Genomic DNA, 22,300 nt, shown 5'->3' on the forward strand with positions numbered 1-22,300 from the left:
ATTCACCTCAGTTCCGAGCGCATAATCGTTTCACGAAATTTTCCCGGCGACACACCGGCGCCACGTGCGAAAAACCGATTGAAATATGCGGGATCGGAGAATCCGAGAGATACGCCTATCTCCCCAACATTCATCCCGGAGTACAGCAGGCTCCGCTTGGCTTCGATCAGAATCCGGTCGTTGATCAGGGACAGCGACGATCGGCCGGTGATCATGCGGCAGGAGGCATTGAGACGGGCGGTTGTAACGCCAAGCTTTTGCGCAAAATTTTCGAGCGACAGATGATCGCGGTAGTGCATCTCGATGAGTTCGCGAAAATGGAAGACGAGATCGGAATCGCGAACGCTGGAAACGGAACCGCCGCGATCCTTTCCAACGAGGCGGTCGATGGTGACGGCGATCAATTGCAAATAGGCCTTGATGGCGGTGCGGCGCCCCGGCGCGGCCCAGACAAATTCCCGCTCCAGAGAAGCGAATACATCGACAAGATTGATGCTCGTTGCAAGCCGATCCTCGGAGAAATGGCGTGGCTTTAGAAATCCGTCGAGCAGCTTCGCATCCTCCTCCAGCGCGGACCGTAGAAACGACGACGCCACCGTGATCACGAACCCATTGGTATCGCGCTGAAACTGAAAGGCATGCACGGTGAGCGCGGGGACCACGATCAGCGCCGTCGGCGCCAATTGCCAGCTTTCGCCCTCGATCAGGAGCGTTCCGCCGCCCCGATCAAGGACAAGGATTTGATGATGATCGGGGTGAGAATGAGGCCGAATCGTCCAATCGTGACGGCTGCTTCGGACCGGAATGGCCTCGATATGGAGAAACGCGGGTTCGAGCTCCGAAGCCGTTTCTTCATAGAGAAAATAGCGAGGAATCATCGCCCATGCACCATTCAGACAGTGTCGTTCTGACGCATGGAAGAGTAAGCGCAGTTACGAAAAGTGCAATAGAAATCCGAATTCGTCCATTGGCGCTGTTTCACCTCCGGCCTAAGAATTTTCCGGCACGCAGATGCTCCCGCGATGAGATCACACTCACGCGACCGACATGCTGAAAACGGGAGGAACACCAATGCACAATGCACAGCGAGATCGCGCATGCGATGTTCTGATCATCGGCTCGGGTGCCGGCGGGCTGTCCACCGCGATCACCGCGAAAAAAAACGGACTCGACGTCATCATCATCGAGAAGGAGGAATTCTTCGGCGGGACGACAGCGTTTTCCGGTGGAGTTCTCTGGATTCCCGGCAATCCTCACGCCCGCAAGGCGGGCGTCAACGATACGCGTGAAGCCGCAATCCAATACATGCGGAACGAAACCGGGAACTTCTACAGCGAGAAAGCAATCGACGCTTTCCTCGACCAGGGCCCGCGCATGCTCGAATACTTCGAGCGCGAGACCGAGGCCAAATTCGTGTTGTCCGGCTATCCGGACTACCACCCGGATGTACCCGGCGGCGCCGCGATTGGCCGTTCGGTCACGGCCGCCGCATTCGACGCGCGCGCGCTAGGCGATGAGATCAAGCGACTACGTCCGCCGCTGACCACGATCACCTTCATCGGAATGATGTTCAACTCGTCAAACGAAGACCTCAAGCACTTCTTCCGCGCAACCCGCTCGCTTAAATCCGCAGTATACGTCGCCAAGCGTCTTGTGAATCACCTGAAGGATCTCGCGCTCTATCGCCGCGGCGTTCAGATCACGAGCGGTAACGCGCTGGTGGCGCGACTGGCCAAGACCGTTTTCGATCTAAAGATTCCCCTTCTCACGAAGACGCCCGCGCGGCGCCTGCTGAGCGAGAATGGTGCAATCCGTGGCGCGATTGTGCAAGACGGCGATGGCGAGTACCGCATCTCCGCGCGCCGCGCTGTGGTGCTGGCGTGCGGCGGCTTTCCTCACGACAAGGAACGCATCGCGCGCGCTTACCCGCATGTGGCTCGTGGCGGCCAACATCTGTCACCGACGCCTGACGGCAACACCGGCGATGGCGTGAAAATGGCGGAGAGCGTCGGCGGCACGTGCGAGATCCGCTTTCCCAATGCCGCGGCCTGGATGCCTGTCTCCAAGGTGCCGATGGGTGACGGCAAGTTCGGCTTGTTTCCCCATCTCGTCGATCGCTACAAGCCGGGCATCATCGCGGTCAATCGTCACGGCAAGCGCTTCACCAACGAAGCGAATTCCTATCACGACACCGGCGCCGCGATGATCGCCGACAGCGAGGCGGAATCGGAAACCGCCGCGTGGCTGATCTGCGACCATGCCACGATCCGGAAATACGGTCTTGGACACGCCAAGCCCGCGCCGGTTCCGACCAGCATTTATGTGCGCAATGGCTACCTTCAGTCGGCGCCGACCCTGCGCGATCTAGCCAAGGCCGCAGGGCTTGATGCCGAGGCTCTCGAACAGACCGTGCGCGAGTACAACACGGGGGCCGTCGTCGGCGAGGACCCCGCATTCGGCCGCGGAACGACTGCCTTCAACCGCTTCCTCGGTGATCCGGCACACAAGCCCAATCCGAATGTGGGACCGATCGGTAAGGCACCCTACTACGCCCTCAAGCTTTTCATGGGCGATCTCGGCACCTTCGACGGGCTGACGACCGACACCGTGGGCCGCGTTCTCGGCGAGAACGCCACGCCAATCCCCGGCCTCTACGCGGTCGGAAACGATCGCGCGAGCATCATGGGCGGCAACTATCCGGGAGCCGGCATCACGCTCGGTCCGATCATGACATTTGGCTACATCACGGGCCGGCATCTGGCCGGAATCGACGAATAGACGCCGTTCACGCGACACGGCAAACCGCCGCCTTCGAAAGCCACGACAAAAAACTCAAGACAAACACAAAAGGGAAAAACAAAATGAAGATCGATCGCCGCACGTTCATTGCGACGGGATTGGCCGCTGCCACCACGATGAGACCGAAAGCCGCCCGTGCGCAGGCCGGCAAGACGATCCGCATCGGCGTCATCACCGACATGTCGGGCGTCTATCGCGATGTCTCCGGTCCGACCACCGTCGCCTGCGCCCAGCAGGCCGTCAACGAGTTCATGGCCCAGAATCCCGACATCAAGGTCGAGGTGCTGGTCGCGGATCACCAGAACAAGGCCGACATCGGTCTCGGCATCATCCGCAAGTGGTTCGATCAAGACGGCGTCGACTTGATCGAGAACGTCGGAAACAGTTCAATCGCGCTCGGCGCGCGCTACCTCATCGAGGAAAAGAAAAAGGTCGCGCTGATCACGACCGCTGGAAGCTCGGACCTCACCGGCAAGAGCTGCAGCCCCAATCTCGTTCACTGGGCCTGGGATTCCTGGTGTCTGGCCCATTCCACCGCAACATCGCTGGTCCGGACGGGCGGCACGAAATGGTTTTTCGTCACCGCGGATTACGCGTTTGGCCACGCTGCGGAAGCCGACGCCTCCAAGTTCGTCAAAGCGGCAGGCGGAACGGTTCTCGGATCGGTTCGATATCCGTTCGGATCAACCACTGACTATTCGTCCTTCCTCCTGCAGGCGCAGGCCAGCGGCGCGAACGTCATCGCATTCGCCAATTCCGGCAGCGAGTTGATCAGTTGCCTCAAGCAGGCGCAGGAATTCGGCCTCGACCGAAGCGGTGCCCGCATGGCCGCGATGGTCGGATACATCACCGACGTGAACGCCATGGGATTACCGATCGCCAAGGGACTGTCGCTGACGGAGACCTTCTATTGGGACCTGAACGACCGGACCCGGTCCTTCATGTCGCGTGTCAAGCCACGCCTCGGCAACGGCGTTTTCCCGAACATGAGCCAGGCGGGCGACTATTCCTGCGTCACGCACTACCTCAAGGCGGTCAAGGAGCTCGGCGTCGAGCGGGCGAAAGCCTCGGGCCGCGATGTCGTCGACCTCATGAAGAAGATGCCCACCGACGACGATTGCTTCGGTGCCGGGAGAATCCGCGAAGACGGCCGCAAGATTCATCCTGCCTATCTGTTCGAGGTCAAGAAACCTGAAGAGAGCAAACACGCGGGCGACATCTACAAGCTGGTCTCCACCCTGCCGTCCGAAGAAGCTTTCCGGCCGATCGCGGAAGGCAGCTGCCCGTTTATCAAGACCTGAGCCACCACAAATTCCACAACGAACCACGGTGATATCGCATGCCCTATGATGCTCCGATCGTCGACCTGCGGGTTTACACAATCCGCCTGAGGAAGATGGCTGAGTTCATCGATGTATTCGATCGCCTCGCGATGCCGGTCCAGCTCAAATATCTGGGCCGGCCGCTGGCCATGTATACGAGCGCCGTCGGCCAACTTAACCAGATCGTCCACCTCTGGGGCTTCGACGACATGGGCGAATTCGAGCAGCGGCATGCCGCGCGCGACAAGGACCCCGCCTGGCCGGCCTATCTTCAAGCGTCCGAGCATCTCATCACGGCGCAGGAGAACAGACTGATCCGGCGGATTGAGTTGCCGTCGCTCAAGACCGCGTAGCCAAACCAACGGCGACTCATTCGCCGCGATCATCAGCATCGCGGTGACACATGCAGGACGAGGATAAAATGAGCTGGATTGATCTCGCCGGTAAGGTCGCCGTCGTAACGGGTGCGGGCGCAGGCATCGGGCGCGGCATCGCTCTTGGTCTCGCCAAGGCCGGGGCGGTGGTGACATTGCTCGATCGCGATGAATTCTCCTCGCATGCGCTCGATGACATCCGGTCGATCGGAGGGAGCGGAACATTCATTCATTGCGACGTCACCAGCGACGACAGCGTGAACGAAGCTGCAACGCAGGCCCACAAGGAGTTCGGTCCAGCCGCGATCCTCGTCAACAACGCCGGCACCATGCGCGCGGGACATCTCGACACCATGTCGCTCGACGACTGGCAGACGATCCTGTCCTTGAATCTGACCGGTTATTTTCGCTGCGCGCGCGTGTTCGGAGCGCAGATGCTGAATCAGGGACGCGGCGCCATTGTCCATGTCGCGTCCATCGCCGCGCATGCGCCTCAGAGCTTCAGCGGCGCTTACAGCACCAGCAAGGCTGCGGTGACCATGCTGTCCGAACAACTCGCCACGGAATGGGGCCCGCGCGGCGTGCGCAGCAACGTCGTCAGCCCCGGCCTCATCCGCACCCCGATGACGCAGAGCCTTTACGACACGCCCGGCGTCACGGAAGCGCGGCGCGCCCTCGTCCCACGACGCCGTATCGGAGAACCTGAAGACATCGCCAACGCGGTCGTGTTCCTGGCCAGCGACCGTGCGGACTACATCACGGGCGCCGATATCATCGTCGATGGCGGCTTTACGCGCGGCATCATGGGGACCATTCCGCGGCCCGGTTTCGAAAGCCCCCGATAACCTGCCTGGTTCTCGCCTTCGGAAGAAGGAGGCGGTTGATCATGCGGTGGGCCGTACAGGCTTATCGTGACAATGCACCTGCCCGCTTCAATTTCCAGTACCTCTACTGAAATTAGCAATGTCCAAAGTCGATGATTTTATGTCTGAACTTCATGCACACCAAACAAGCCGACGCAGAATAAGACATTCCATAACGCGTCACTCAGAGACCGGTGGACGTTAAAGAAGCCCGCAATTTGCTGGCTTTTCTTCCATATGGGAAGGATATTCTATGAAAGCCGGACTGGTTGGCTGGGGGACTAGGATTCGAACCTAGATAGCCAGAGTCAGAGTCTGGAGTCCTACCATTGGACGATCCCCCAATCGATCGCGGACCTGATCAGACGCGTGGTGTGTCACCTGGCGGATCGTTATCCAAATCAGCAAATCGATATCGCGCGCTGGATATAAAGCGGGGTTGCGCTGCGGTCTACCCCTGCCTTGCCCTATCCAGCCAACGGATCGAAAAAACCGATCCCGGATAATCCCCCCGGGCCAGTAAGGGCATCGATTAATCCAAGGTAAACAAAGACTTAATGCCACATACTGGGCGCTTCGCCCTGCGCCCTGCCGGGATGAAAATACCCTTTGAACTACGGGATATTAGCAGACCGGCGGCTTTCCGGACGCTGCCGGCTCCGTTCCCGGCTGGACGAAGCAACGGCGGCCCCTTCGGAAACGTTTAACAGTTCCTGCAACAAGCCTTTGTACAGTCGAGAAAATCCTCGACGTTCAGACAGGCCAAATCTCCGCATGATGAATTCACCGCAACCAGCGGCCCTCGGACGAGTCATTTCGGTTCGCGGCTCGCAAGCGCGCATCGGGCTCGTGGCGACCAGCCAGATCAACGATTCGAACGTGCGCGCGACCGTCGGCCAGTTTTTCGGCATCCGAACCGCAAACACGATCATTGTCGCGATGATCACCGAGGTCAGCCGCGAGAACCTGCCGGCCGCCGACAACTGCATCGCGATCGCGTCCGTCGATCTGCTGGGCGAAATCGCCGCCGGCCCCAACGGCCGCTTCCAGCGCGGCGTCACCAGCTATCCGACCATCGGGGATCTGGTGGACGTGCTGACCAACCAGCAACTCCGGACGGTCTATGCGCCTTCAAAAGCCGAGCAGATCAACATCGGCACATTGCAGCAGGATCCGTCCGTCACCGCCTATGTCGACGTCGAGGACATGCTGAGCAAGCACTTCGCGGTGCTCGGGTCCACCGGCGTCGGAAAATCAAGCGGCGTTTCGCTGCTGCTGAACGAAATTCTCCGCGTGCGGCCGAACCTGCGCGTCTTCCTGCTCGATGTGCATAACGAATATGGCCGCTGTTTCGGCGAACGAGCCCTGGTTCTCAATCCACGCAATTTGAAGCTGCCTTTCTGGCTTTTCAATTTCGAAGAATTCGTCGACGTGATCTTCGGCGGACGCCCCGGCGTTCCGGAAGAGCTTGAAGTGCTCGTCGAGCTTATTCCCGTCGCGAAGGCCACCTACACGCAATACCAGAACAGCGACCGCGTCGGCCTGAAGCGCGTCGATGCCAAGACCATCGGCTACACAGCCGATACGCCGGTCCCCTACCGGCTGGTCGATCTGATCTCGCTGATCGACGAGCGCATGGGCAAGCTGGAAAACCGCTCGTCGCGCATCGTCTATCACAAGCTGATTTCGCGCATCGAAACCGTCAAGAACGATCCGCGCTACGCCTTCATGTTCGAGAACGCCAACGTCGGCGGCGACACGATGGCGGAAGTCATCAGTCTTCTGTTCCGGATGCCGGCCAACGGCCGGCCCATGACCATCATGCAGCTCGCCGGGTTCCCCGCAGAGGTCGTGGACTCGGTGGTGTCTGTGTTGTGCCGCATGGCGTTCGATTTCGGATTGTGGAGCGACGGCGCCTCGCCGCTGCTGTTCGTTTGCGAGGAAGCGCATCGCTACGCGTCTGCCGATCGCGGTGTAGGCTTCGGACCGACCCGCAAGGCCGTGTCGCGCATCGCCAAGGAAGGCCGCAAGTACGGCGTCTATCTTGCACTCGTCACACAGCGGCCGGCCGAACTCGACGCAACGATCATTTCCCAATGCAACACCCTATTCGCGATGCGGCTTGCGAATGACCGTGACCAGGCGCTGTTGCGCTCCGCGGTGTCGGACGCCGCGGCGAATCTTTTGTCCTTCGTGCCATCGCTCGGAACACGCGAAGTTCTGGCATTCGGCGAAGGTGTCGCGCTGCCGACACGGCTTCGCTTCAAGGAAGTTCCGGCCCATCAGTTGCCGCGCAGCGAAGCGACCATCGCGACGACGCCCTCGGCACACAGCGGCCACGACATCTCCTTCGTCAGCTCCGTGCTGGAGCGCTGGCGTGGCGCGACATCCCATCGCGAGACGCCGAACGATCCGACGTTCGATCGAACTGCCATCGACCGCCCGGTTCAGCGCATGCCGGACGCGCCGATGCTGCAGCCCTCGCTCGGGCTCGATCCGGATCGGTTCTCGCTGCTAAAGAAGCCCTTGCGCTGATTGCCGAACCTTCGCAGAACTGCCGTGCGCGAGCCGCCGCTTTGCGCCGGCGTCGTCCTCGATTATGGTCCACGTCATCCATGACGCTTGCATCGGACCCACCATCATGACGACGCCTCCCATCAGCCGCTTTCCAGTGCCCGCACTGAATTCATTGCCGGACGACATCCGCACGCGCATTCTTGGCGTGCAGGAGAAGTCGGGCTTCGTGCCGAACGTCTTTCTCGCGCTGGCCTACCGGCCGGACGAGTTCCGCGCGTTCTTCGCCTACAACGACGCGCTGATGGAAAAGGACGGCGGACTGAGCAAGACCGAGCGCGAAATGATCGTGGTCGCAACCAGCGCAGCGAACCAGTGCCACTATTGTGTGGTCTCGCACGGCGCGGTGTTGCGCATTCGCGCGAAGAACCCGCTGATCGCGGACCAGATCGCCAACAACTACCGCAAGGCCGATATCACACCACGCCAGCGCGCCATGCTCGATTTCGCGGTGAAGGTCTGTCTGGAATCACAGAAAACATCGCCGCAGGATTTTGATATTTTGCGCGGCCACGGATTCAGCGACGACGACATCTGGGATATCGCCGCGATTGCGGCGTTCTTCGCGCTATCGAACCGCATGGCGAGCGTCACCGACATGCGCCCGAACGACGAATTCTACATGATGGGCCGCGTGCCGAAGACATAACGCGCCCTCGGAAAGGCGATCGATGCTCGACTGGTGGGACATCGTTTTGCGGCTCGGCGTCGCCACGCTGGCGTCCGGCGCGATCGGACTCAACCGTGACCTGCAGGGAAAGCCGATCGGTCTGCGAACGCTGGGGATGGTCGGCCTCGCAACCGCGTTGATCGTCCTGATCTCCAACCCGGCGGCTCTCGAGGCAGGCCAGCTTTCAGACGCAACAAGCCGTGTCATCCAGGGAATCCTCACTGGCATCGGCTTTCTCGGCGCCGGTGTGATCGTTCACGCCGAACAGCATAAAGTGAAGGGACTTACGAGCGCGGCCTGCGTCTGGTTCACGGCCTGTATCGGCGTCGTATGCGGTCTCGGACATTGGCGACTGGTCGGCATCGCGCTCGGCATTGCGTTTCTGTTGCTTGTGTTCGGCGGACCGCTGGAGCGGACGGTGCATCGGGCCTTCGGCGGAAAGCCGTCGGATGACGCAAAACCCGACTGATGCAAGCCTGAAATGAATTAGCAGATGAGGCCTAGTCGTCGTCCGCTGGACCGCACCAGCCGGGCAGATAGATCGCGTCCTTGCTTTTGCCGAGCGACAGCGCCTGTTCGATGGCCTTGTCGAAATCACCATCGACCGTCTTGCGCGATATGCGCCGGCGCAAAAAATCCGCCCACAGGAATTCACTGAACGGTGTCGTATCTTTCGCGAAGCCTCCGGCCCGGCGCAATTCGCCGGCGAGACTCCGGAACGGATCGTCCTTCAACCCGGTCACGTCTTTCGGCAGATCGCTGTAATTGCGGCGCTCGCCCTTCGCATCATAGGGGTACACCCAGCGATGATTGTCGAGCACAACCCAGAATGCCTTTCGGTCGACCATCGTGAGATCGGCGACGACGGAGACCAGAACATCCTTCTCGCCTTCCTCATGCAGTGCCTTGGCCAGATGATGATGATCAATCACATAGTTTTTCTTGTCCGGGCCGACGACGACCGGGATCATGTGCTTGCCGAGCAGTTGAGCTCGCTTTTTATCTTTGTGCTCACGCCAGCGTTTGCGCTTTTCTTTGACCTCCCTCATGCCGACGGTCATCTGCGTCGGACGCAGCGACAAAATTGAAACAGGTGTCAGAAGAGGTTCTCGCTTGCTTGCCATGATTGCAGGACTCCAGTGGGCGATTGCAGCAATCTACCAAACTGCAGAGAGACGAAGCGCCCTGTCACATCACTTTCAGGACATCGCATTTCCGGTCATCATGCGCCGCACAGGCGCTCTCCGGAAAGCAGGTTCCGACCTATCCTTTTTGGCATCACAGGAATACTCTCTTTTCCGGAGACACGAGTGTTCAGCGGACTAGTATGATCATGCTGATTTGGAGCCGCTTCCCATGACCGACGGCGAACATCGCGTGCTGAAATTCCGTCCACGCACGCATGCGCGGCCGCCGTCAGCCGCGACGTCCGGCAAGCTGGCGCCGGACCTGTCCCGTTATGAGCGCGGAGACGAGAGCCCCGACGAATATCGTCACCGGATGATCACGAACGTCGCCGCCATCGCGTTTACGGCGGCGCTGACCGGCGTTGGCATCTGGCTTGCGGTGACCTTGGCCGATCTGCGCAGCAAGCAGGATTGCGTGCTGATGGGCCGGCGGGATTGCGCGCAAATTTCCGCGCAGAAAACCGACCCGGTTCGCCACAATTAGCCCCGAAAACCAGCCTCTTGCCAGACCTGCTGCGCCATTGAACTCAGAGCATCGCTCCGATATACGGGGATTCAACCCGTCCGGAGGGGACCGCGGCACGGTTTCGCAGCGTGCTCCCCGCGCCAAACATGGCATTTATCTCTGAAATCTCAAAGGTTTAGCATGTCTGCTACATTCGATCAGGTCGCCACGATCATTGCGGAAACCTGCGACATTCCACGCGACACGATCACCCCGGAAAGCCACGCCATCGACGATCTGGGCATCGACAGTCTCGACTTCCTCGACATCGCTTTTGCGATCGACAAGGCATTCGGGATCAAGCTGCCGCTGGAGAAGTGGACGCAGGAGGTCAATGACGGCAAGGCCACGACCGAGCAGTACTTTGTCCTGAAGAACCTCAGCGCGCGCATCGACGAATTGGTCGCCGCCAAGGGCGCCTGACGCGCCCGGCCATGCATCTCGAATACTTCCAGCTGATTGACCGCATCACCGATCTCGACGTCGGCAAGCGGACAATTACGGTCGAAGCGCAGGTTCCGCAGGCCAGCACGATCTTCGAAGGGCACTTTCCCGGCTATCCACTAATGCCGGGTGTGCTGCTGATCGAAGCAATGGCGCAGACCTCCGGCTGGCTCCTGATCGCCCATCTGAAATTCCAGCGGATGCCGTTTCTGGCCAGCGTCAAGGAAGCCAAGATGAGGGACTTCGTGACGCCGGGCGAACTGCTGACGATCGACGCCAGTCTGGTCCACGATGGCTCCGGATTTGCAGTGACCGAGGCGAAGATCCACATCGGCGGCAAACTGAAATGCAACGCGACGCTGACCTTCCGTCACACGCCGTTCCCGCATCCAGACTTGCGCGTGCATATGGAAGCGATGGCGAAGCGTATCGGCTTTCCTGAACAGGCAATCGCTCATGGCTGAGACCCCTTCATCGACTGGCGGCCCGCGCGAAGCCTGGATCACGGGCATCGGCCTTGCCACCTCGCTCGGCGAAGGCCTCGACGCGCACTGGGATGCACTGAACAGCAAGACGATCAATGTCGATGAGACGGCGTTCGCCCCCTACGTCATCCACCCGATGACGAAGCTGAGCTTCGACGCGCAGATCCCCAAGAAGGGCGACCAGCGCCAGATGGAAGCGTGGCAGCGCATCGGCACCTATGCCGCAGGTCTCGCGCTCGACTCCGCCGGCGTCAAAGGCAACGCTGACATTCTTTCCCGGATGGACATGATCGTCGCCGCCGGCGGCGGCGAACGGGATCTCGCGGTCGATTCCGCGATCATCAATGCCGACGTCCAGGGCAACGCCGCGCCGGGTTTTCTCAACGAACGGCTGATGAACGACCTGCGCCCGACACTGTTCCTGGCGCAGCTCTCCAACCTGCTTGCCGGTAACATCTCCATCGTCCACGGCGTCACCGGATCGTCGCGCACGTTCATGGGCGAGGAAGCAGCGGGCGTCGATGCCGCGCGTATTGCGCTGGCGCGTATCGCAGCCGGTCAGAGCGACATCGCTCTTGTCGGCGCGGCGCAAAACAGCGAGCGCAAGGAAATGCTGATGCTCTACGAGTTCGGCGATTTCAATCTCAAGGATAAGTTTTCGCCGGTCTGGCAGCGGGACAACGGCTTCGCGCTCGGCGCGGGCGGTGTGTTTCTCGTCATCGAATCGAAAGAACACGCGCAGGCGCGCGGCGCGAAGCCCTATGCGAAACTCACGAAGGTTGTCGCCGACCGCGCACCGCGCAAAGCGAGCGGCGACGTGACCGCGACGCTTGACGGCTTGTGGTCGAAGATCGGCGCCGCCGGCCAGACCAGCGCGATCATCACCGGGGCCACCGGGGCAGCGCCCGTCACCGCCGAGGAGCGCGCATTTCTTGGTAATCACAAGGACATTCCCGCACGCGCGACAGGTACCGCGTTTGGCCATACCGTGGAGGCGCAATTCCCTCTCGGCATCGCACTCGCCGCGCTGTCGATCTCGCGGGGAGCGCTGTTCCCGCCGAACGATACCACTGGCGTCGAGATTGAAATGACCACGCCGCCATCCCAGATTGTTGTGATCGGAGCCGGTCACTGGCGCGGCGAAGGCATGGCGCTGGTCGAGGCCGTATAAGCGGGGAAACACGATGACAGCGACTCGCGACAAATTCGGACGGCCGATCGTCGTCGTCACCGGCATGGGCGTCGTGACATCTCTCGGCGCGGGCAAATCCGATAACTGGGCCAAGCTGTCGGCGGGCGAATCCGGCATCCGGACCATCACGCGCTTTCCGACCGACGGTCTCAAGACCACGATGGCGGGTACGATCGACTTCATTCCAGTCGAGCCGTTCTCATCCACAGTGCTGTCCGAACGCCTTGCCGACGTCGCAACGGAAGAAGCCGTCGCGCAGGCCGGCATCGGCGCCAAGGGCGACTTCCCCGGTCCATTGTTTCTGGCGGTCGCGCCTGTCGAACTCGAATGGGAGCCGCGGCAGGACATCGCCCGCGCCACGGGGCTGAAATCCGGCATCGACTACGATGCGCTTCTCAAGGCAAGCGGCGGCGGCAAATTCACCGCCCTACACCGCCGTTTCGTCTTCGGCTCGGTCGCCGATCATCTGGCCGACACCTTCGGAACAAAAGGTTCGCCAATCTCGCTGTCCACGGCTTGCGCATCTGGCGCGACCGCGATTCAACTCGGCGTCGAGGCGATCCGCCGCGGCGAAACCGATGCTGCGCTCTGCGTGGCGACGGACGGCTCGGTCAATCCCGAAGCGTTGATCCGCTTCTCGCTGCTCTCGGCGCTTTCGACGAACAACGATCCGCCGCACGCGGCGGTGCGGCCGTTCTCGAAGAACCGCGATGGCTTCGTCATGGCGGAAGGCGCAGGCGCACTCGTGCTGGAAAGCCTCGAAGCCGCTACTGCGCGCGGCGCGAAGATTCTCGGCGTTGTCGCTGGCTGCGGTGAACTCGCGGACTCGTTCCATCGCACCCGCTCCAGCCCGGACGGCAAACCCATCGTCGGATGCGTGCGCAACGCGCTGTCGGACGCCGGTGTCGGCATCGAGCAGATCGACTACATCAACGCTCACGGCACCGGAACACCTGAGAACGACAAGATGGAATATCTCGGCATTTCGATGGTGTTCGGCGATCGCGCCAAGGAAATTCCGGTCTCATCCAACAAGTCGATGGTCGGACATACGCTCTCCGCGGCAGGTGCCGTGGAAGCCGTGTTCTCACTGCTGACGCTAGAGCATCAGCGTATCCCGCCGACGATCAACTACGACGTTCCGGATCCCGCGATTCCGTTCGACGTCGTCCCGAACAAGGCCCGCGATGCACGTGTGACCGCGGTCATGTCGAATTCGTTCGGCTTCGGCGGCCAGAACGCGTCCCTGATCCTGACGCGCGAGCCTATCTAGCGGCCCGGCTACGGCCGGCCGGCAGTTGACGCCATCGGCCGAACCGGCGATACGCAGCCCAACAGTTTTTCATCACCTTTCGTACCGGAGACACGGTATTATGCGTGCGCTCAGTCTTGTTGCCGACCGCCAGCTGGTGGTCGCCGATGCGCCGCCTCCCCCGCCGCCGGGCGCGGGAGAGGTGCAAATCCGCGTCAACGCGGTGGCGCTCAACCATATCGACGTCTGGGGTTACCGCGGCATGGCGTTCGCCAAGCGCAAGCTCCCGCTCGTGGTGGGCGCGGAAGCCTCCGGTGAGATCGCATCCGTCGGTAGCGGCGTGACGCGCTTCAAGCCCGGCCAGAAAGTCGTGATGTACGGCGCGCTGACCTGCGGCACCTGCCCTGCATGTCAGGCCGGCCGCGATAACCTCTGCGAAAACGTCGCCGGCATCATGGGCTTCCATGTCGATGGCTTCGCGCGTGAATTGATGAACCTCAACGAGCGACTGGTCATTCCGGTGCCCGATGGCGTGGCCGATCGCGACGCCGCCTGCGCGCCGATCGCATTCTCCACCGTTCAGCACATGCTGTTCGACAACGCCAAGCTGCTGCCGGGCGAGACCATTCTGGTTCATGCCGGCGGCTCCGGTATCGGTACGGTCGCGATCATGATGGCCAAGGCCATCGGCTGCACCGTCATCACCACCGTCGGCGACGATTCGAAAATCGAGGGCGTGAAGGCGCTCGGCGCGGATCACGTCATCAACTATCGCAAGGATCGCTTCGAGCACGAGACGCGCAAGATCACCAAGAAGAAAGGCGTCGATGTCGTGTTCGAGCATGTCGGCGCGGATACCTTCAACGGCTCGCTGCTCACGATGAAGCGCGGCGGACGTCTGGTGACCTGCGGCTCGACATCGGGCCCGACCACGACCATCAACCTGATGCAGCTCTTTCAGCAACAGTACCGCATCTTCGGATCGTTCGGCGCCACCATGCGCAACATCGCCGAGAGCCTCGACAAGATGGCCGTCGGCATGAAGCCGGTGATCGATACCGAGGTGCCGATCGACGATGTGGCCGCGGCGCTCAAGCGGATGGAAAGCCGACAGGTGTTCGGCAAGATCGTCGTGACATTCTGATGCTTCGCGTTGTCCTCCGAACGAGAGCCATTCTGCGCGATGCGCTGAAGCCCGTGACGGGCGCGATCCTCGGCGCGATCGCCGTCGCCCTGTTGCGGGTCACTCGCTACTTCGATCCGGACAAGACGGCTGACTTCTTCGCATCGGTCACGCGCGCCATCGGACCATGGCTGCCTGAACACAAGACCGGCCGCACCAACCTGACCGCAGCCTTTCCCGACAAATCATCCGCCGAGATCGACGCCATTCTGATGGGCGTGTGGGACAACCTCGGTCGCGTCGGCGCCGAATTTGCGCATCTCGATCACATCTGGAACCTCGATCCCAATCATCCGGACAAGGGCCGCATCGAACTGGCGCCCGACGCGACGGCGAAGTTTGAAGCGCTGCGCGATGACGGCAAGGGTGCGCTGGTGTTCGCGAGCCACCTCGCCAATTGGGAACTGCCCGCGCTCGCGGGTCCGGCCTACGGACTCGAATCGGCGGTGCTGTTTCGACGGCCGAACATCGCCGCCGTCGATCGCGCCATCCAGGACATCCGCTCAGTCAACATGGGCACGATGATCGCAACCACGCACGACGCGCCGTTGCGGCTGGCTCATGCTCTTGATAGCGGCGTACACGTCGGCATGCTGGTGGATCAGCATTTCGGGCGCGGTGTGGATGTGACGTTCTTCGGCCGCACCACCAAGGCCAATCCCCTGCTCGCCCGCCTCGCCCGCCAGGTGGACGTGCCGATCCACGGCGTCCGTATCGTCCGGCTGCCGAACCACCGCTTCCGTGCCGAAATATCGGACGAGGTGAAGCCGGTGCGCGACGCCGACGGCAAGGTCGACGTGCAAGCAACGACGCAGGCGATCACCACAGTGATCGAGGGATGGATTCGCGAACATCCCGAACAATGGCTGTGGCTGCACCGCCGCTGGCGGTAATCACCGTCCCGTCTTTACCCGCGTCCAGAGCCGGTTGATGATGCGCTGGGTCGCCGGATCGCGCGACGTAATGACGAACAGCCGGTTCAGCGTCGCCTGATCGGGATAGACCGTCTTGTCATTGAAGATTTTCGGATCGATCAGCTTCTGGCTGGCAAGATTGCCGTTCGCGTAAGACAAAAAATCGGAATTCTTCGCCGCGACATCGGGCCTGTAGAGATAGTTGATCAGCTCATAGGCCTCAGCGACATTCCTCGCGTCCGCCGGAATGGCGAGATTGTCGAAGAACATCTGCGCGCCCTCCTTCGGGATCGCGTAGCCGATCTCGACGCCGTTCTTCGCTTCTGCCGCGCGGCTCTGGGCTTGCTTGATATCGCCCGACCAGCCGACCACAAAGCAGATTTCGCCGGTCGCAAGCGCGCTCAAATATTCGGAGGAGTGAAACTTCCGCACATAGGGCCGCACCTTGCCGGCCAGATCGGCGGCCTTGTCCAGATCGGCCTGTTTCGTCGAATTCGGATCGAGGCTGAGATAGTTCAGCGCCGCCGGCAGAATGTCATCGGCGGAGTCCAGCATGTGAATGCCGCAGTCCTTGAACTTCGCGAGGTTCTCGGGCTTGAACACCATATCCCAGGATTCGATCTTCGCATCGGGGCCGAGAATTTCGCGCAGCTTGCCGACGTTGTAGCCGATCCCTGTGGTGCCCCACATGTAGTTGGCGGCAAACGTATTGCCGGGATCGTAGATCGCGAGGCGCCTGGTCACTTCAGGCCATGCATTGACGAGATTCGGCAGCTTCGACTTGTCCAGCTTCTGGAAAACATTCGCCGCGATCTGACGCTGAAGAAAATACGCCGTAGGCACCACAACGTCGTAGCCGGACTTGCCTGCGAGCAAGCGCGTTTCAAGCGTCTCGTTGGCATCGAAGGTATCGTAGGTGACCTTGATTCCGGTCTCCTTGGTGAACTGTTCGAGCACACCGGGCGCCATATAGTTCGACCAGTTGTAGAAGTTCACGCTGCGCTGCTGCGCCTGCGCTCCGGTCAGTGCCCCTATCGCCACCACCCCCGCGACGACGCAGGTTGTCCGCATGGCTCTCATCAAAGCAACGCGCATCGGTATCTCTCGTCTTAGCGGTGAAGAACGTGCGACAGCCGCTCCAGCGCGGTGTCGAGCGTCGAATCTTTCTTGGAAAAACAAAACCGGACCACCGAGGTTACATGGTTTTCCTCGTAGAAGGCCGATACCGGGATCGCCGCGACCTTGTGATCGTGCACGATCCGCTTGCAGAAAGCCTCATCCGTCTCGTTCAGCCCGAGCGGCGCGAGATCGACATTCAGGAAATAAGTGCCCTGTGAATCGAGCACGGGGAATCCGAGACTGGAGAGTCCCTTGCTCAGCCTGTCGCGGCTGCGCGCCAGTTCGGTCCGCATCTGGATAAAATAGTCGTCCGGCTTGCCGAGGCCGTAAGCAACCGCGACCTGAAGGTTCGGCGCGGTCGTGAAGGTGATGAACTGATGCGCCTTTGCAACCACGCGCAGGATGTGCGGCGCGGCGCAGACGAAACCAATTTTCCACCCGGTCAGCCCGAACATCTTGCCCGCGGAGCCGATCTTCACCGTGCGGTCCCGCATCCCGGGAAGCGAAATCAGCGGAATATGCGCGCGGCCGTCGAACACCACATGCTCCCAGACCTCATCGCAAATCGCGATCAGATCGAATTCCTGGCAGACACGTGCCAGCATCTCGAGATCTTCGCGCGGATAGACCACGGCGGCCGGATTGAGCGGATTGTTGAGCATGACATAGCGTGTCTTCGGCGTGATCGCGGCGCGGATCGCCTCTTCCGGCAATCGCCAGTGCGGCGGCTCCAGCCGAAGAAATTTCGGAATGCCGCCCGCGAGCCGGATGATCGGGACATAGGAATCGTACATCGGCTGGAAAACCAGCACCTCATCGCCGGGCTGGACCAAGCCGAGGATAGATCCCGTCAACGCTTCCGTAGCGCCGGAGGTCACCATGACCTCGGTCATGGGGTCGAGTTGCACACCGTGCCAATGGGCGTAATGCGTCGCGATCGCCTGACGCAACTCAGGGATCCCCATCATGGAAGGGTATTGATTGTAGCCGTTCAGTACCGCGTCGGCGGCTTTCTGGCGGATGTCGAGCGGCCCCGGATCGTCGGGAAAACCCTGACCGAGATTGATCGCGTTCAAATCACGCGCGGCCTGCGACATGACGTCGAAGATGGTGTTCGGCAGGTCCGCGAAAATCTTGTTCATCGGAAGATCAGCCGCCGGTCTTGGACGGGAGTCCGGCCGCCTTCCAGGCCAACATGCCGCCGGCGAGGTGAGAGTCATAAGGCTTGCCGTCGGCCTGCGCGGCGAGCGAAGCCGTCACCGAGCGCTTGCCGGAGCGGCAGGCAAATACGACCGTCTTTCCCTGCGGGTCGGGAATATCTGCTGTGTCGAAGGCCGAAAGCGGCACCACCACCGCGTCCGGATACGCCTCGACAGCGACTTCATTCGGCTCGCGCACGTCGACCAGAAGATAACGCCCTTCGGCAATTCCGGTGGCGACCTCTTCCGCTGTCAAATCGTGAACTTTATGATCTTGCGACACATCGACCTCCGCTGGGCATGATCCCGAAAGGCTTCGAGGGACCGTGCATGAACGGCGCAACCCTCTCTTTTTGCAGAGAGAAAATCAAGCTGTCAGTCTAGATCGTGACCTGCGTGCCGACTTCCACCACACGGCCGGTCGGAATCTGGAAATAATCGGTCGCATCATTGGCCGAACGGCTCATGGCGATGAACAGGTGATCCTGCCACTTTGGCATGCCGGACTGCGCCGCAGGCTTCAGCGAACGCCGCGAGACGAAGAACGACGTCGACATGATGTCGAACTGCCAGCCGAGCTTGCGCGCGATCGCCAGCGCCTTGGGCACATTCGGCGATTCCATGAAGCCGAAATTCAGCCGGACAGCTGTGAATTTGTCGCTGATATTTTCCATCCACACCCGATCCGTCAGATCGACGCGCGGCGTCTCCGCCGTGCGAATGGTGAGGATCACGTTGTGTTCATGAAGAACCTTGTTGTGCTTCAGATTATGCAGCAGTGCGGTGGGAACGTATTCGGGACCGCTGGTCAGGAACACGGCGGTGCCCTTGACGATGTGGGGCGGCCGCTTTTCGAGGCTCTTGATCAGGTCGAGCAGCGGCACTTCGGTGCGCCGCGTTTTGTTGGTCAGGATCGTAGCGCCCCGGCGCCATGTCCAGACCAGCATGGCCATGAACATTCCGAACAGCACCGGCACCCAGGCGCCCTGGAAAATCTTCAGGAGGTTCGCGGTGAGGAATGTGAGATCGACGATCACCAGCGGCACGATCAGCGCAGCCGCCGTCGCCGCGCGCCAGTTCCAGAGCTTCCAGATCACGACGAAGCCCATGATGCCGTCGCAGACCATCGTGGTCGAGACGGCGATGCCGTAAGCCGATGCAAGCCCGCTCGAGGTGCGGAACAGTCCGACGAGCAGCAGAACGCCGATCAGCAGAAGCACATTGACACGCGGCAGGTAGATTTGCCCCGCGTGGGACTCCGAGGTGTAGCGAACCTCGAAGCGCGGCAGCAGCCCGAGCTGAATGGCCTGTGCTACAAGCGAGAACGCGCCCGTGATCACCGCCTGGCTCGCGATGACGGTCGCCGCGGTCGCAAGACAGATCAAGGGCACCAGCATCTGGTCCGGCACCATGCGGTAGAATGGATTTTCGATGGCTTCCGGATGCGCCAGAACGAGCGCGCCCTGTCCGAAATAATTCAGCAGCAGGCACGGCAGCACGAAGAAAAACCATGCTGACTGGATTGGCTTGCGGCCGAAGTGACCGAGGTCGGCGTACAGGGCCTCGCCGCCGGTGACGGCGAGAAAAACCGCACCGAGAATGACCAGTCCGATCATGCCGTGCGTCAGCAGAAACTGGATCGCAAAGATGGGATTGATCGCGTGCACGATGCTTGGATCGTCGCTGATATGCATCAGTCCCATGACGCCGAGCGTCAGAAACCAGATGATCATCACCGGGCCGAAAGCGTTGGCGACCATCGCGGTCCCCCGGCTCTGCACGGCAAACAAACAAACGAGAATGAGGATCGCCAGCGGAACGACATAAGGTTCGAGCGCGGGCGCCGCGATTTTCAAACCTTCCACCGCTGACAGAACCGAGATCGCCGGCGTGATCATTGCATCGCCGAGGAACATCGCGCCGCCGATCACGCCCAGCGCCAGCAAGAACCAGCTGCGTCGCCCGAGCGCCCGCTGCCCGAGAGCCATCAGCGACAGCGTTCCGCCCTCGCCGTTGTTGTCGGCGCGCAGCAACAGCAGCACGTATTTGACGGTGACGACGATGATCAGCGACCACAGGATCAGCGACAGCACGCCGAGCACGATTTCGCGCGGCACAGGTCCGCCGTGAGTCGCGTTATGAACAGCTTCGCGAAAGGCGTACAGCGGCGACGTGCCGATGTCCCCGAACACCACGCCGATGCTGCCGAGGGTCAGAGCCCAAAACCCGGTGGTTACCGGCACCTCTTGGGGCGTATCGGCAGGTGTGTCGCTGGCAGCCATGATCGAGGAAACGCCCTGACGGAGTCATTGATCCCGGCAAGTCCGGTAATCACCTTGGAGTGGCGCTTCTTATATCACTGCCATGCGAAGTCCACTGCGACAGCTGCATGGAACCCGCAAAACATACCCAATTCAAGGTATTATAATACAGTCAAATCACGGCTTGAGATTCGGGGGCAGCGGCGGCTCCTCCCGCATCAATGTGATGGTCACGCGCCGGTTTGCGGCCAGCGTGGGATCGTCCGGAAACAGCGGCTGGGTGTCGGCCTTGCCCGTGACGGAGCCCACGTGCGAGGACGGCAAGCCCTCCTGCTCGAGGATTTGGCGAACGACGTTGGCGCGGTCGGCGGACAAGTCGAAGCCGTCATAACCGGATCGCGAGGGCACAAATCCCGCGGACGTGTGTCCGACAATGGCCACGCGCAGCGGCGTCGCCTTGAGCGGTCCGGCCAGTTTCTGGATCAGTCGCCGCGTCCGTTCAAGCGGCTGCTTGGAGCCGTCGGCGAACATCGAGCGGCCATCCTGATCCACGATTTCAAGATTGAGCCCCTGCTTGTTTTCCTCGAACATGATGTGCTTCGACAGTTCGGAAATCTCCGGAAGATCCTGCAACGCCTGGCGCAGCGAAGCCGACGCCAGCGCGAATTCGCGATCGGTCTTCATCCGCGCGCCGGCGGTCTTGTTCTTGTCTTCCTGATCCGGGGTCGGCGTGTTGGACGCCTCTTCGGGTGGGATGTGCGCGACGTTTCTCATTTTCGGACGCGTCGGCAGACCGTCGGATTCGATCAAACCAGAGAAGCGGGAGGCATTCTGGACTCCGAAAGCGTCGCGCATCGAGCCGGCGACGATTTTCAGCTTCTGCTGGTCCTGCGTGGAGAACGCAACGAGCATGACGAAGAAGCTCATCATCAGCGCCATGAGATCGGCGAAGGTCACGAACCAGCCGTGGCCTCCTGCGTGCGCTCCCCGTTTCTTCTTGGCCATGTGCTGTGTTCCGTCCCGTCCGTGCTGTTATCTCAAGCCGGGACCGGCTCGCCCTCTTCCATCCGATGCTTCTCCGGCAAATAGGCCAGAAGCATTTCGCGGACCAGCGTCGGCGACTTGGCGTCGCGGATCATCAGGATGCCGTCGATGATCAGCGTCCGGTTGACCTCCTCGTCGCTCAGCTTCACGTGCAGCTTGTCGGCGATCGGCAGACAGAACAGGTTGGCGACCAGCGCGCCGTAAAGCGTCGCCAGCAGCGAAATCGCCATGAACGGACCGAGCTTCGACGGATCCGCCATGTTGGAGAACATCTGCACCATGCCGATCAGCGTACCGACCATGCCGAAGGCCGGCGCGCAGTCGCCGATGGCGCGATAGATTTTCTGGCCCTCGTCGAGGTGAAGCAGGAAGTTGTCGCGGTCGCGCTCGAGATTGTCACGAATGAAATCCATGTCGTAGCCGTCGGCGACGTAGCGGATGCCTTTGGCGAGGAAGGGGTCGTCGGTCTCGACCTTCTCAAGTCCGACCGGCCCCTGCTTGCGCGCGACTTCAGCAAGACGCGCCAGTTCGTCGACCAGATCGCGCGACGTCGTGCGGCGCATGGTGAAGGCGTATTTCAGACCCAGCGGCATGCCGTGAAGGATGGCGACGAAGGGAAAGCGGATCAGCGTTGCCGCGAACGATCCACCGAAGATGATGATCATCGCGTGGCTATCGTAGAAAATCCGGAAATCGCCACCCATCAGGACGAGAGTGACCAGAACGGCAATGCCGATCAGAATGCCGGCTCCGGTGGCAATATCCATAACCAACTCCAACGCAACTGCACGGCGCGGCTCTTTCTGAGGCGCGCGGTTAACCTTAGCGTCGGGCCAATTAAGGTCGGGTAAAGGTTATCGAATTCACGCACACATCCGGCAAGATTGTCGGGTGCGCAACGAAAACAGCATCA

Annotated in this window: 22 protein-coding genes and 1 tRNA gene; 14 read left to right on the forward strand and 9 right to left on the reverse strand. The window is 61.0% G+C overall.

Going from position 1 to position 22,300, the window contains the following annotated elements; genetic code table 11:
- Window positions 1-2: 2 nt before the first annotated feature.
- Entirely contained in the window at window positions 3-878 is an 876-nt protein-coding gene (locus AC1RKJ_RS19855; protein ID WP_492792835.1) for a helix-turn-helix domain-containing protein, read from the reverse strand.
- A 193-nt stretch (window positions 879-1,071) separates the two neighbouring features.
- Between AC1RKJ_RS19855 and AC1RKJ_RS19860 the strand changes: the two genes are divergently transcribed.
- The 4 genes from AC1RKJ_RS19860 (at window position 1,072) to AC1RKJ_RS19875 (ending at window position 5,340) form a co-directional block, all read left to right on the forward strand.
- Window positions 1,072-2,778 (forward strand): FAD-dependent oxidoreductase, encoded by a 1,707-nt coding sequence (locus AC1RKJ_RS19860; RefSeq protein ID WP_492792836.1) that lies wholly within the window; start codon window positions 1,072-1,074, stop codon window positions 2,776-2,778.
- 83 nt (window positions 2,779-2,861) lie between these two features.
- Window positions 2,862-4,100, forward strand: coding sequence for an ABC transporter substrate-binding protein (locus AC1RKJ_RS19865; RefSeq protein ID WP_492792837.1), 1,239 nt, complete (start codon window positions 2,862-2,864; stop codon window positions 4,098-4,100).
- A 38-nt stretch (window positions 4,101-4,138) separates the two neighbouring features.
- On the forward strand, window positions 4,139-4,474 hold the full coding sequence (locus tag AC1RKJ_RS19870) for an NIPSNAP family protein (protein ID WP_492792838.1): 336 nt from the start codon (window positions 4,139-4,141) through the stop codon (window positions 4,472-4,474).
- Window positions 4,475-4,542: 68 nt separating this feature from the next.
- The gene (locus AC1RKJ_RS19875; RefSeq protein ID WP_492792839.1) at window positions 4,543-5,340 is read left to right on the forward strand and encodes an SDR family NAD(P)-dependent oxidoreductase; all 798 of its coding nucleotides are present in this window, start codon (window positions 4,543-4,545) and stop codon (window positions 5,338-5,340) included.
- A 288-nt stretch (window positions 5,341-5,628) separates the two neighbouring features.
- Here the strand turns inward: AC1RKJ_RS19875 and AC1RKJ_RS19880 are convergent.
- A tRNA-Gln gene (locus AC1RKJ_RS19880) sits at window positions 5,629-5,702 on the reverse strand.
- Window positions 5,703-6,132: 430 nt separating this feature from the next.
- On the opposite strand from AC1RKJ_RS19880, the gene AC1RKJ_RS19885 reads away from it, so the two are divergent.
- The 3 genes from AC1RKJ_RS19885 (at window position 6,133) to AC1RKJ_RS19895 (ending at window position 9,071) form a co-directional block, all read left to right on the forward strand.
- Window positions 6,133-7,893: an ATP-binding protein gene (locus tag AC1RKJ_RS19885; protein WP_492792840.1), complete on the forward strand. Its 1,761-nt coding sequence runs from the start codon at window positions 6,133-6,135 to the stop codon at window positions 7,891-7,893.
- A gap of 106 nt (window positions 7,894-7,999) precedes the next feature.
- Window positions 8,000-8,581: a peroxidase-related enzyme gene (locus tag AC1RKJ_RS19890; protein ID WP_492792841.1), complete on the forward strand. Its 582-nt coding sequence runs from the start codon at window positions 8,000-8,002 to the stop codon at window positions 8,579-8,581.
- Between the two features lie 22 nt (window positions 8,582-8,603).
- Complete coding sequence (locus AC1RKJ_RS19895) at window positions 8,604-9,071, forward strand: MgtC/SapB family protein (RefSeq protein WP_492792842.1); 468 nt, start codon at window positions 8,604-8,606, stop codon at window positions 9,069-9,071.
- 31 nt (window positions 9,072-9,102) lie between these two features.
- Here the strand turns inward: AC1RKJ_RS19895 and AC1RKJ_RS19900 are convergent, their stop codons facing one another.
- Entirely contained in the window at window positions 9,103-9,726 is a 624-nt protein-coding gene (locus tag AC1RKJ_RS19900) for a ParB-like protein (RefSeq protein ID WP_492792843.1), read from the reverse strand.
- 232 nt (window positions 9,727-9,958) lie between these two features.
- Between AC1RKJ_RS19900 and AC1RKJ_RS19905 the strand changes: the two genes are divergently transcribed.
- The 7 genes from AC1RKJ_RS19905 (at window position 9,959) to AC1RKJ_RS19935 (ending at window position 15,743) form a co-directional block, all read left to right on the forward strand.
- Window positions 9,959-10,273 carry a hypothetical protein gene (locus AC1RKJ_RS19905; RefSeq protein WP_492792844.1) on the forward strand — a complete coding sequence of 105 codons (315 nt, stop codon included), beginning with the start codon at window positions 9,959-9,961 and terminating at the stop codon, window positions 10,271-10,273.
- 162 nt (window positions 10,274-10,435) lie between these two features.
- Window positions 10,436-10,717: an acyl carrier protein gene (locus AC1RKJ_RS19910; protein WP_492792845.1), complete on the forward strand. Its 282-nt coding sequence runs from the start codon at window positions 10,436-10,438 to the stop codon at window positions 10,715-10,717.
- An 11-nt stretch (window positions 10,718-10,728) separates the two neighbouring features.
- A complete protein-coding gene (locus AC1RKJ_RS19915; protein ID WP_492792846.1) occupies window positions 10,729-11,202 on the forward strand; it encodes a 3-hydroxyacyl-ACP dehydratase FabZ family protein in 474 nt (157 codons plus the stop codon).
- Window positions 11,195-12,394, forward strand: coding sequence for a beta-ketoacyl-ACP synthase (locus tag AC1RKJ_RS19920; protein ID WP_492792847.1), 1,200 nt, complete (start codon window positions 11,195-11,197; stop codon window positions 12,392-12,394). Before AC1RKJ_RS19915 ends, AC1RKJ_RS19920 begins: the two co-directional genes overlap by 8 nt.
- A 13-nt stretch (window positions 12,395-12,407) precedes the next feature.
- Window positions 12,408-13,688 carry a beta-ketoacyl-ACP synthase gene (locus AC1RKJ_RS19925; RefSeq protein ID WP_492792848.1) on the forward strand — a complete coding sequence of 427 codons (1,281 nt, stop codon included), beginning with the start codon at window positions 12,408-12,410 and terminating at the stop codon, window positions 13,686-13,688.
- A 100-nt stretch (window positions 13,689-13,788) separates the two neighbouring features.
- On the forward strand, window positions 13,789-14,811 hold the full coding sequence (locus tag AC1RKJ_RS19930) for a zinc-binding dehydrogenase (RefSeq protein ID WP_492792849.1): 1,023 nt from the start codon (window positions 13,789-13,791) through the stop codon (window positions 14,809-14,811).
- The gene (locus tag AC1RKJ_RS19935; RefSeq protein WP_492792850.1) at window positions 14,811-15,743 is read left to right on the forward strand and encodes a lipid A biosynthesis lauroyl acyltransferase; all 933 of its coding nucleotides are present in this window, start codon (window positions 14,811-14,813) and stop codon (window positions 15,741-15,743) included. The genes AC1RKJ_RS19930 and AC1RKJ_RS19935 overlap by 1 nt, the downstream gene beginning before the upstream one ends.
- Here the strand turns inward: AC1RKJ_RS19935 and AC1RKJ_RS19940 are convergent, their stop codons facing one another.
- The 6 genes from AC1RKJ_RS19940 to AC1RKJ_RS19965 form a co-directional block, all read right to left on the reverse strand.
- Window positions 15,744-16,835 (reverse strand): polyamine ABC transporter substrate-binding protein, encoded by a 1,092-nt coding sequence (locus AC1RKJ_RS19940; RefSeq protein ID WP_492792851.1) that lies wholly within the window; start codon window positions 16,833-16,835, stop codon window positions 15,744-15,746. It abuts the gene before it with no gap.
- 38 nt (window positions 16,836-16,873) lie between these two features.
- Window positions 16,874-18,025, reverse strand: a complete 1,152-nt coding sequence (locus AC1RKJ_RS19945) for an aminotransferase (protein WP_492792852.1) — start codon at window positions 18,023-18,025, stop codon at window positions 16,874-16,876.
- Window positions 18,026-18,032: 7 nt separating this feature from the next.
- Window positions 18,033-18,365, reverse strand: coding sequence for a rhodanese-like domain-containing protein (locus AC1RKJ_RS19950; RefSeq protein WP_492792853.1), 333 nt, complete (start codon window positions 18,363-18,365; stop codon window positions 18,033-18,035).
- A 97-nt stretch (window positions 18,366-18,462) separates the two neighbouring features.
- The gene (locus tag AC1RKJ_RS19955) at window positions 18,463-20,364 is read right to left on the reverse strand and encodes a potassium transporter Kup (protein WP_492792854.1); all 1,902 of its coding nucleotides are present in this window, start codon (window positions 20,362-20,364) and stop codon (window positions 18,463-18,465) included.
- Window positions 20,365-20,520: 156 nt separating this feature from the next.
- Window positions 20,521-21,348 carry an OmpA/MotB family protein gene (locus AC1RKJ_RS19960; protein WP_492792855.1) on the reverse strand — a complete coding sequence of 276 codons (828 nt, stop codon included), beginning with the start codon at window positions 21,346-21,348 and terminating at the stop codon, window positions 20,521-20,523.
- Window positions 21,349-21,380: 32 nt separating this feature from the next.
- Window positions 21,381-22,154, reverse strand: coding sequence for a motility protein A (locus AC1RKJ_RS19965; RefSeq protein WP_492792856.1), 774 nt, complete (start codon window positions 22,152-22,154; stop codon window positions 21,381-21,383).
- Between the last annotated feature and the right edge of the window lie 146 nt (window positions 22,155-22,300).

This window comes from Afipia sp. GW822-FHT04G07, assembly GCF_058800765.1.

Excerpts from the sequence above, each read along its gene's own strand:
- AC1RKJ_RS19855 (WP_492792835.1), bottom strand. The coding sequence starts at position 878 with ATGATTCCTCGCTATTTTCTCTATGAAGAAACGGCTTCGGAGCTCGAA.
- AC1RKJ_RS19860 (WP_492792836.1), top strand. The coding sequence starts at position 1,072 with ATGCACAATGCACAGCGAGATCGCGCATGCGATGTTCTGATCATCGGC.
- AC1RKJ_RS19865 (WP_492792837.1), top strand. The coding sequence starts at position 2,862 with ATGAAGATCGATCGCCGCACGTTCATTGCGACGGGATTGGCCGCTGCC.
- AC1RKJ_RS19870 (WP_492792838.1), top strand. The coding sequence starts at position 4,139 with ATGCCCTATGATGCTCCGATCGTCGACCTGCGGGTTTACACAATCCGC.
- AC1RKJ_RS19875 (WP_492792839.1), top strand. The coding sequence starts at position 4,543 with ATGAGCTGGATTGATCTCGCCGGTAAGGTCGCCGTCGTAACGGGTGCG.
- AC1RKJ_RS19885 (WP_492792840.1), top strand. The coding sequence starts at position 6,133 with ATGATGAATTCACCGCAACCAGCGGCCCTCGGACGAGTCATTTCGGTT.
- AC1RKJ_RS19890 (WP_492792841.1), top strand. The coding sequence starts at position 8,000 with ATGACGACGCCTCCCATCAGCCGCTTTCCAGTGCCCGCACTGAATTCA.
- AC1RKJ_RS19895 (WP_492792842.1), top strand. The coding sequence starts at position 8,604 with ATGCTCGACTGGTGGGACATCGTTTTGCGGCTCGGCGTCGCCACGCTG.
- AC1RKJ_RS19900 (WP_492792843.1), bottom strand. The coding sequence starts at position 9,726 with ATGGCAAGCAAGCGAGAACCTCTTCTGACACCTGTTTCAATTTTGTCG.
- AC1RKJ_RS19905 (WP_492792844.1), top strand. The coding sequence starts at position 9,959 with ATGACCGACGGCGAACATCGCGTGCTGAAATTCCGTCCACGCACGCAT.
- AC1RKJ_RS19910 (WP_492792845.1), top strand. The coding sequence starts at position 10,436 with ATGTCTGCTACATTCGATCAGGTCGCCACGATCATTGCGGAAACCTGC.
- AC1RKJ_RS19915 (WP_492792846.1), top strand. The coding sequence starts at position 10,729 with ATGCATCTCGAATACTTCCAGCTGATTGACCGCATCACCGATCTCGAC.
- AC1RKJ_RS19920 (WP_492792847.1), top strand. The coding sequence starts at position 11,195 with ATGGCTGAGACCCCTTCATCGACTGGCGGCCCGCGCGAAGCCTGGATC.
- AC1RKJ_RS19925 (WP_492792848.1), top strand. The coding sequence starts at position 12,408 with ATGACAGCGACTCGCGACAAATTCGGACGGCCGATCGTCGTCGTCACC.
- AC1RKJ_RS19930 (WP_492792849.1), top strand. The coding sequence starts at position 13,789 with ATGCGTGCGCTCAGTCTTGTTGCCGACCGCCAGCTGGTGGTCGCCGAT.
- AC1RKJ_RS19935 (WP_492792850.1), top strand. The coding sequence starts at position 14,811 with ATGCTTCGCGTTGTCCTCCGAACGAGAGCCATTCTGCGCGATGCGCTG.
- AC1RKJ_RS19940 (WP_492792851.1), bottom strand. The coding sequence starts at position 16,835 with ATGCGGACAACCTGCGTCGTCGCGGGGGTGGTGGCGATAGGGGCACTG.
- AC1RKJ_RS19945 (WP_492792852.1), bottom strand. The coding sequence starts at position 18,025 with ATGAACAAGATTTTCGCGGACCTGCCGAACACCATCTTCGACGTCATG.
- AC1RKJ_RS19955 (WP_492792854.1), bottom strand. The coding sequence starts at position 20,364 with ATGGCTGCCAGCGACACACCTGCCGATACGCCCCAAGAGGTGCCGGTA.
- AC1RKJ_RS19960 (WP_492792855.1), bottom strand. The coding sequence starts at position 21,348 with ATGGCCAAGAAGAAACGGGGAGCGCACGCAGGAGGCCACGGCTGGTTC.
- AC1RKJ_RS19965 (WP_492792856.1), bottom strand. The coding sequence starts at position 22,154 with ATGGATATTGCCACCGGAGCCGGCATTCTGATCGGCATTGCCGTTCTG.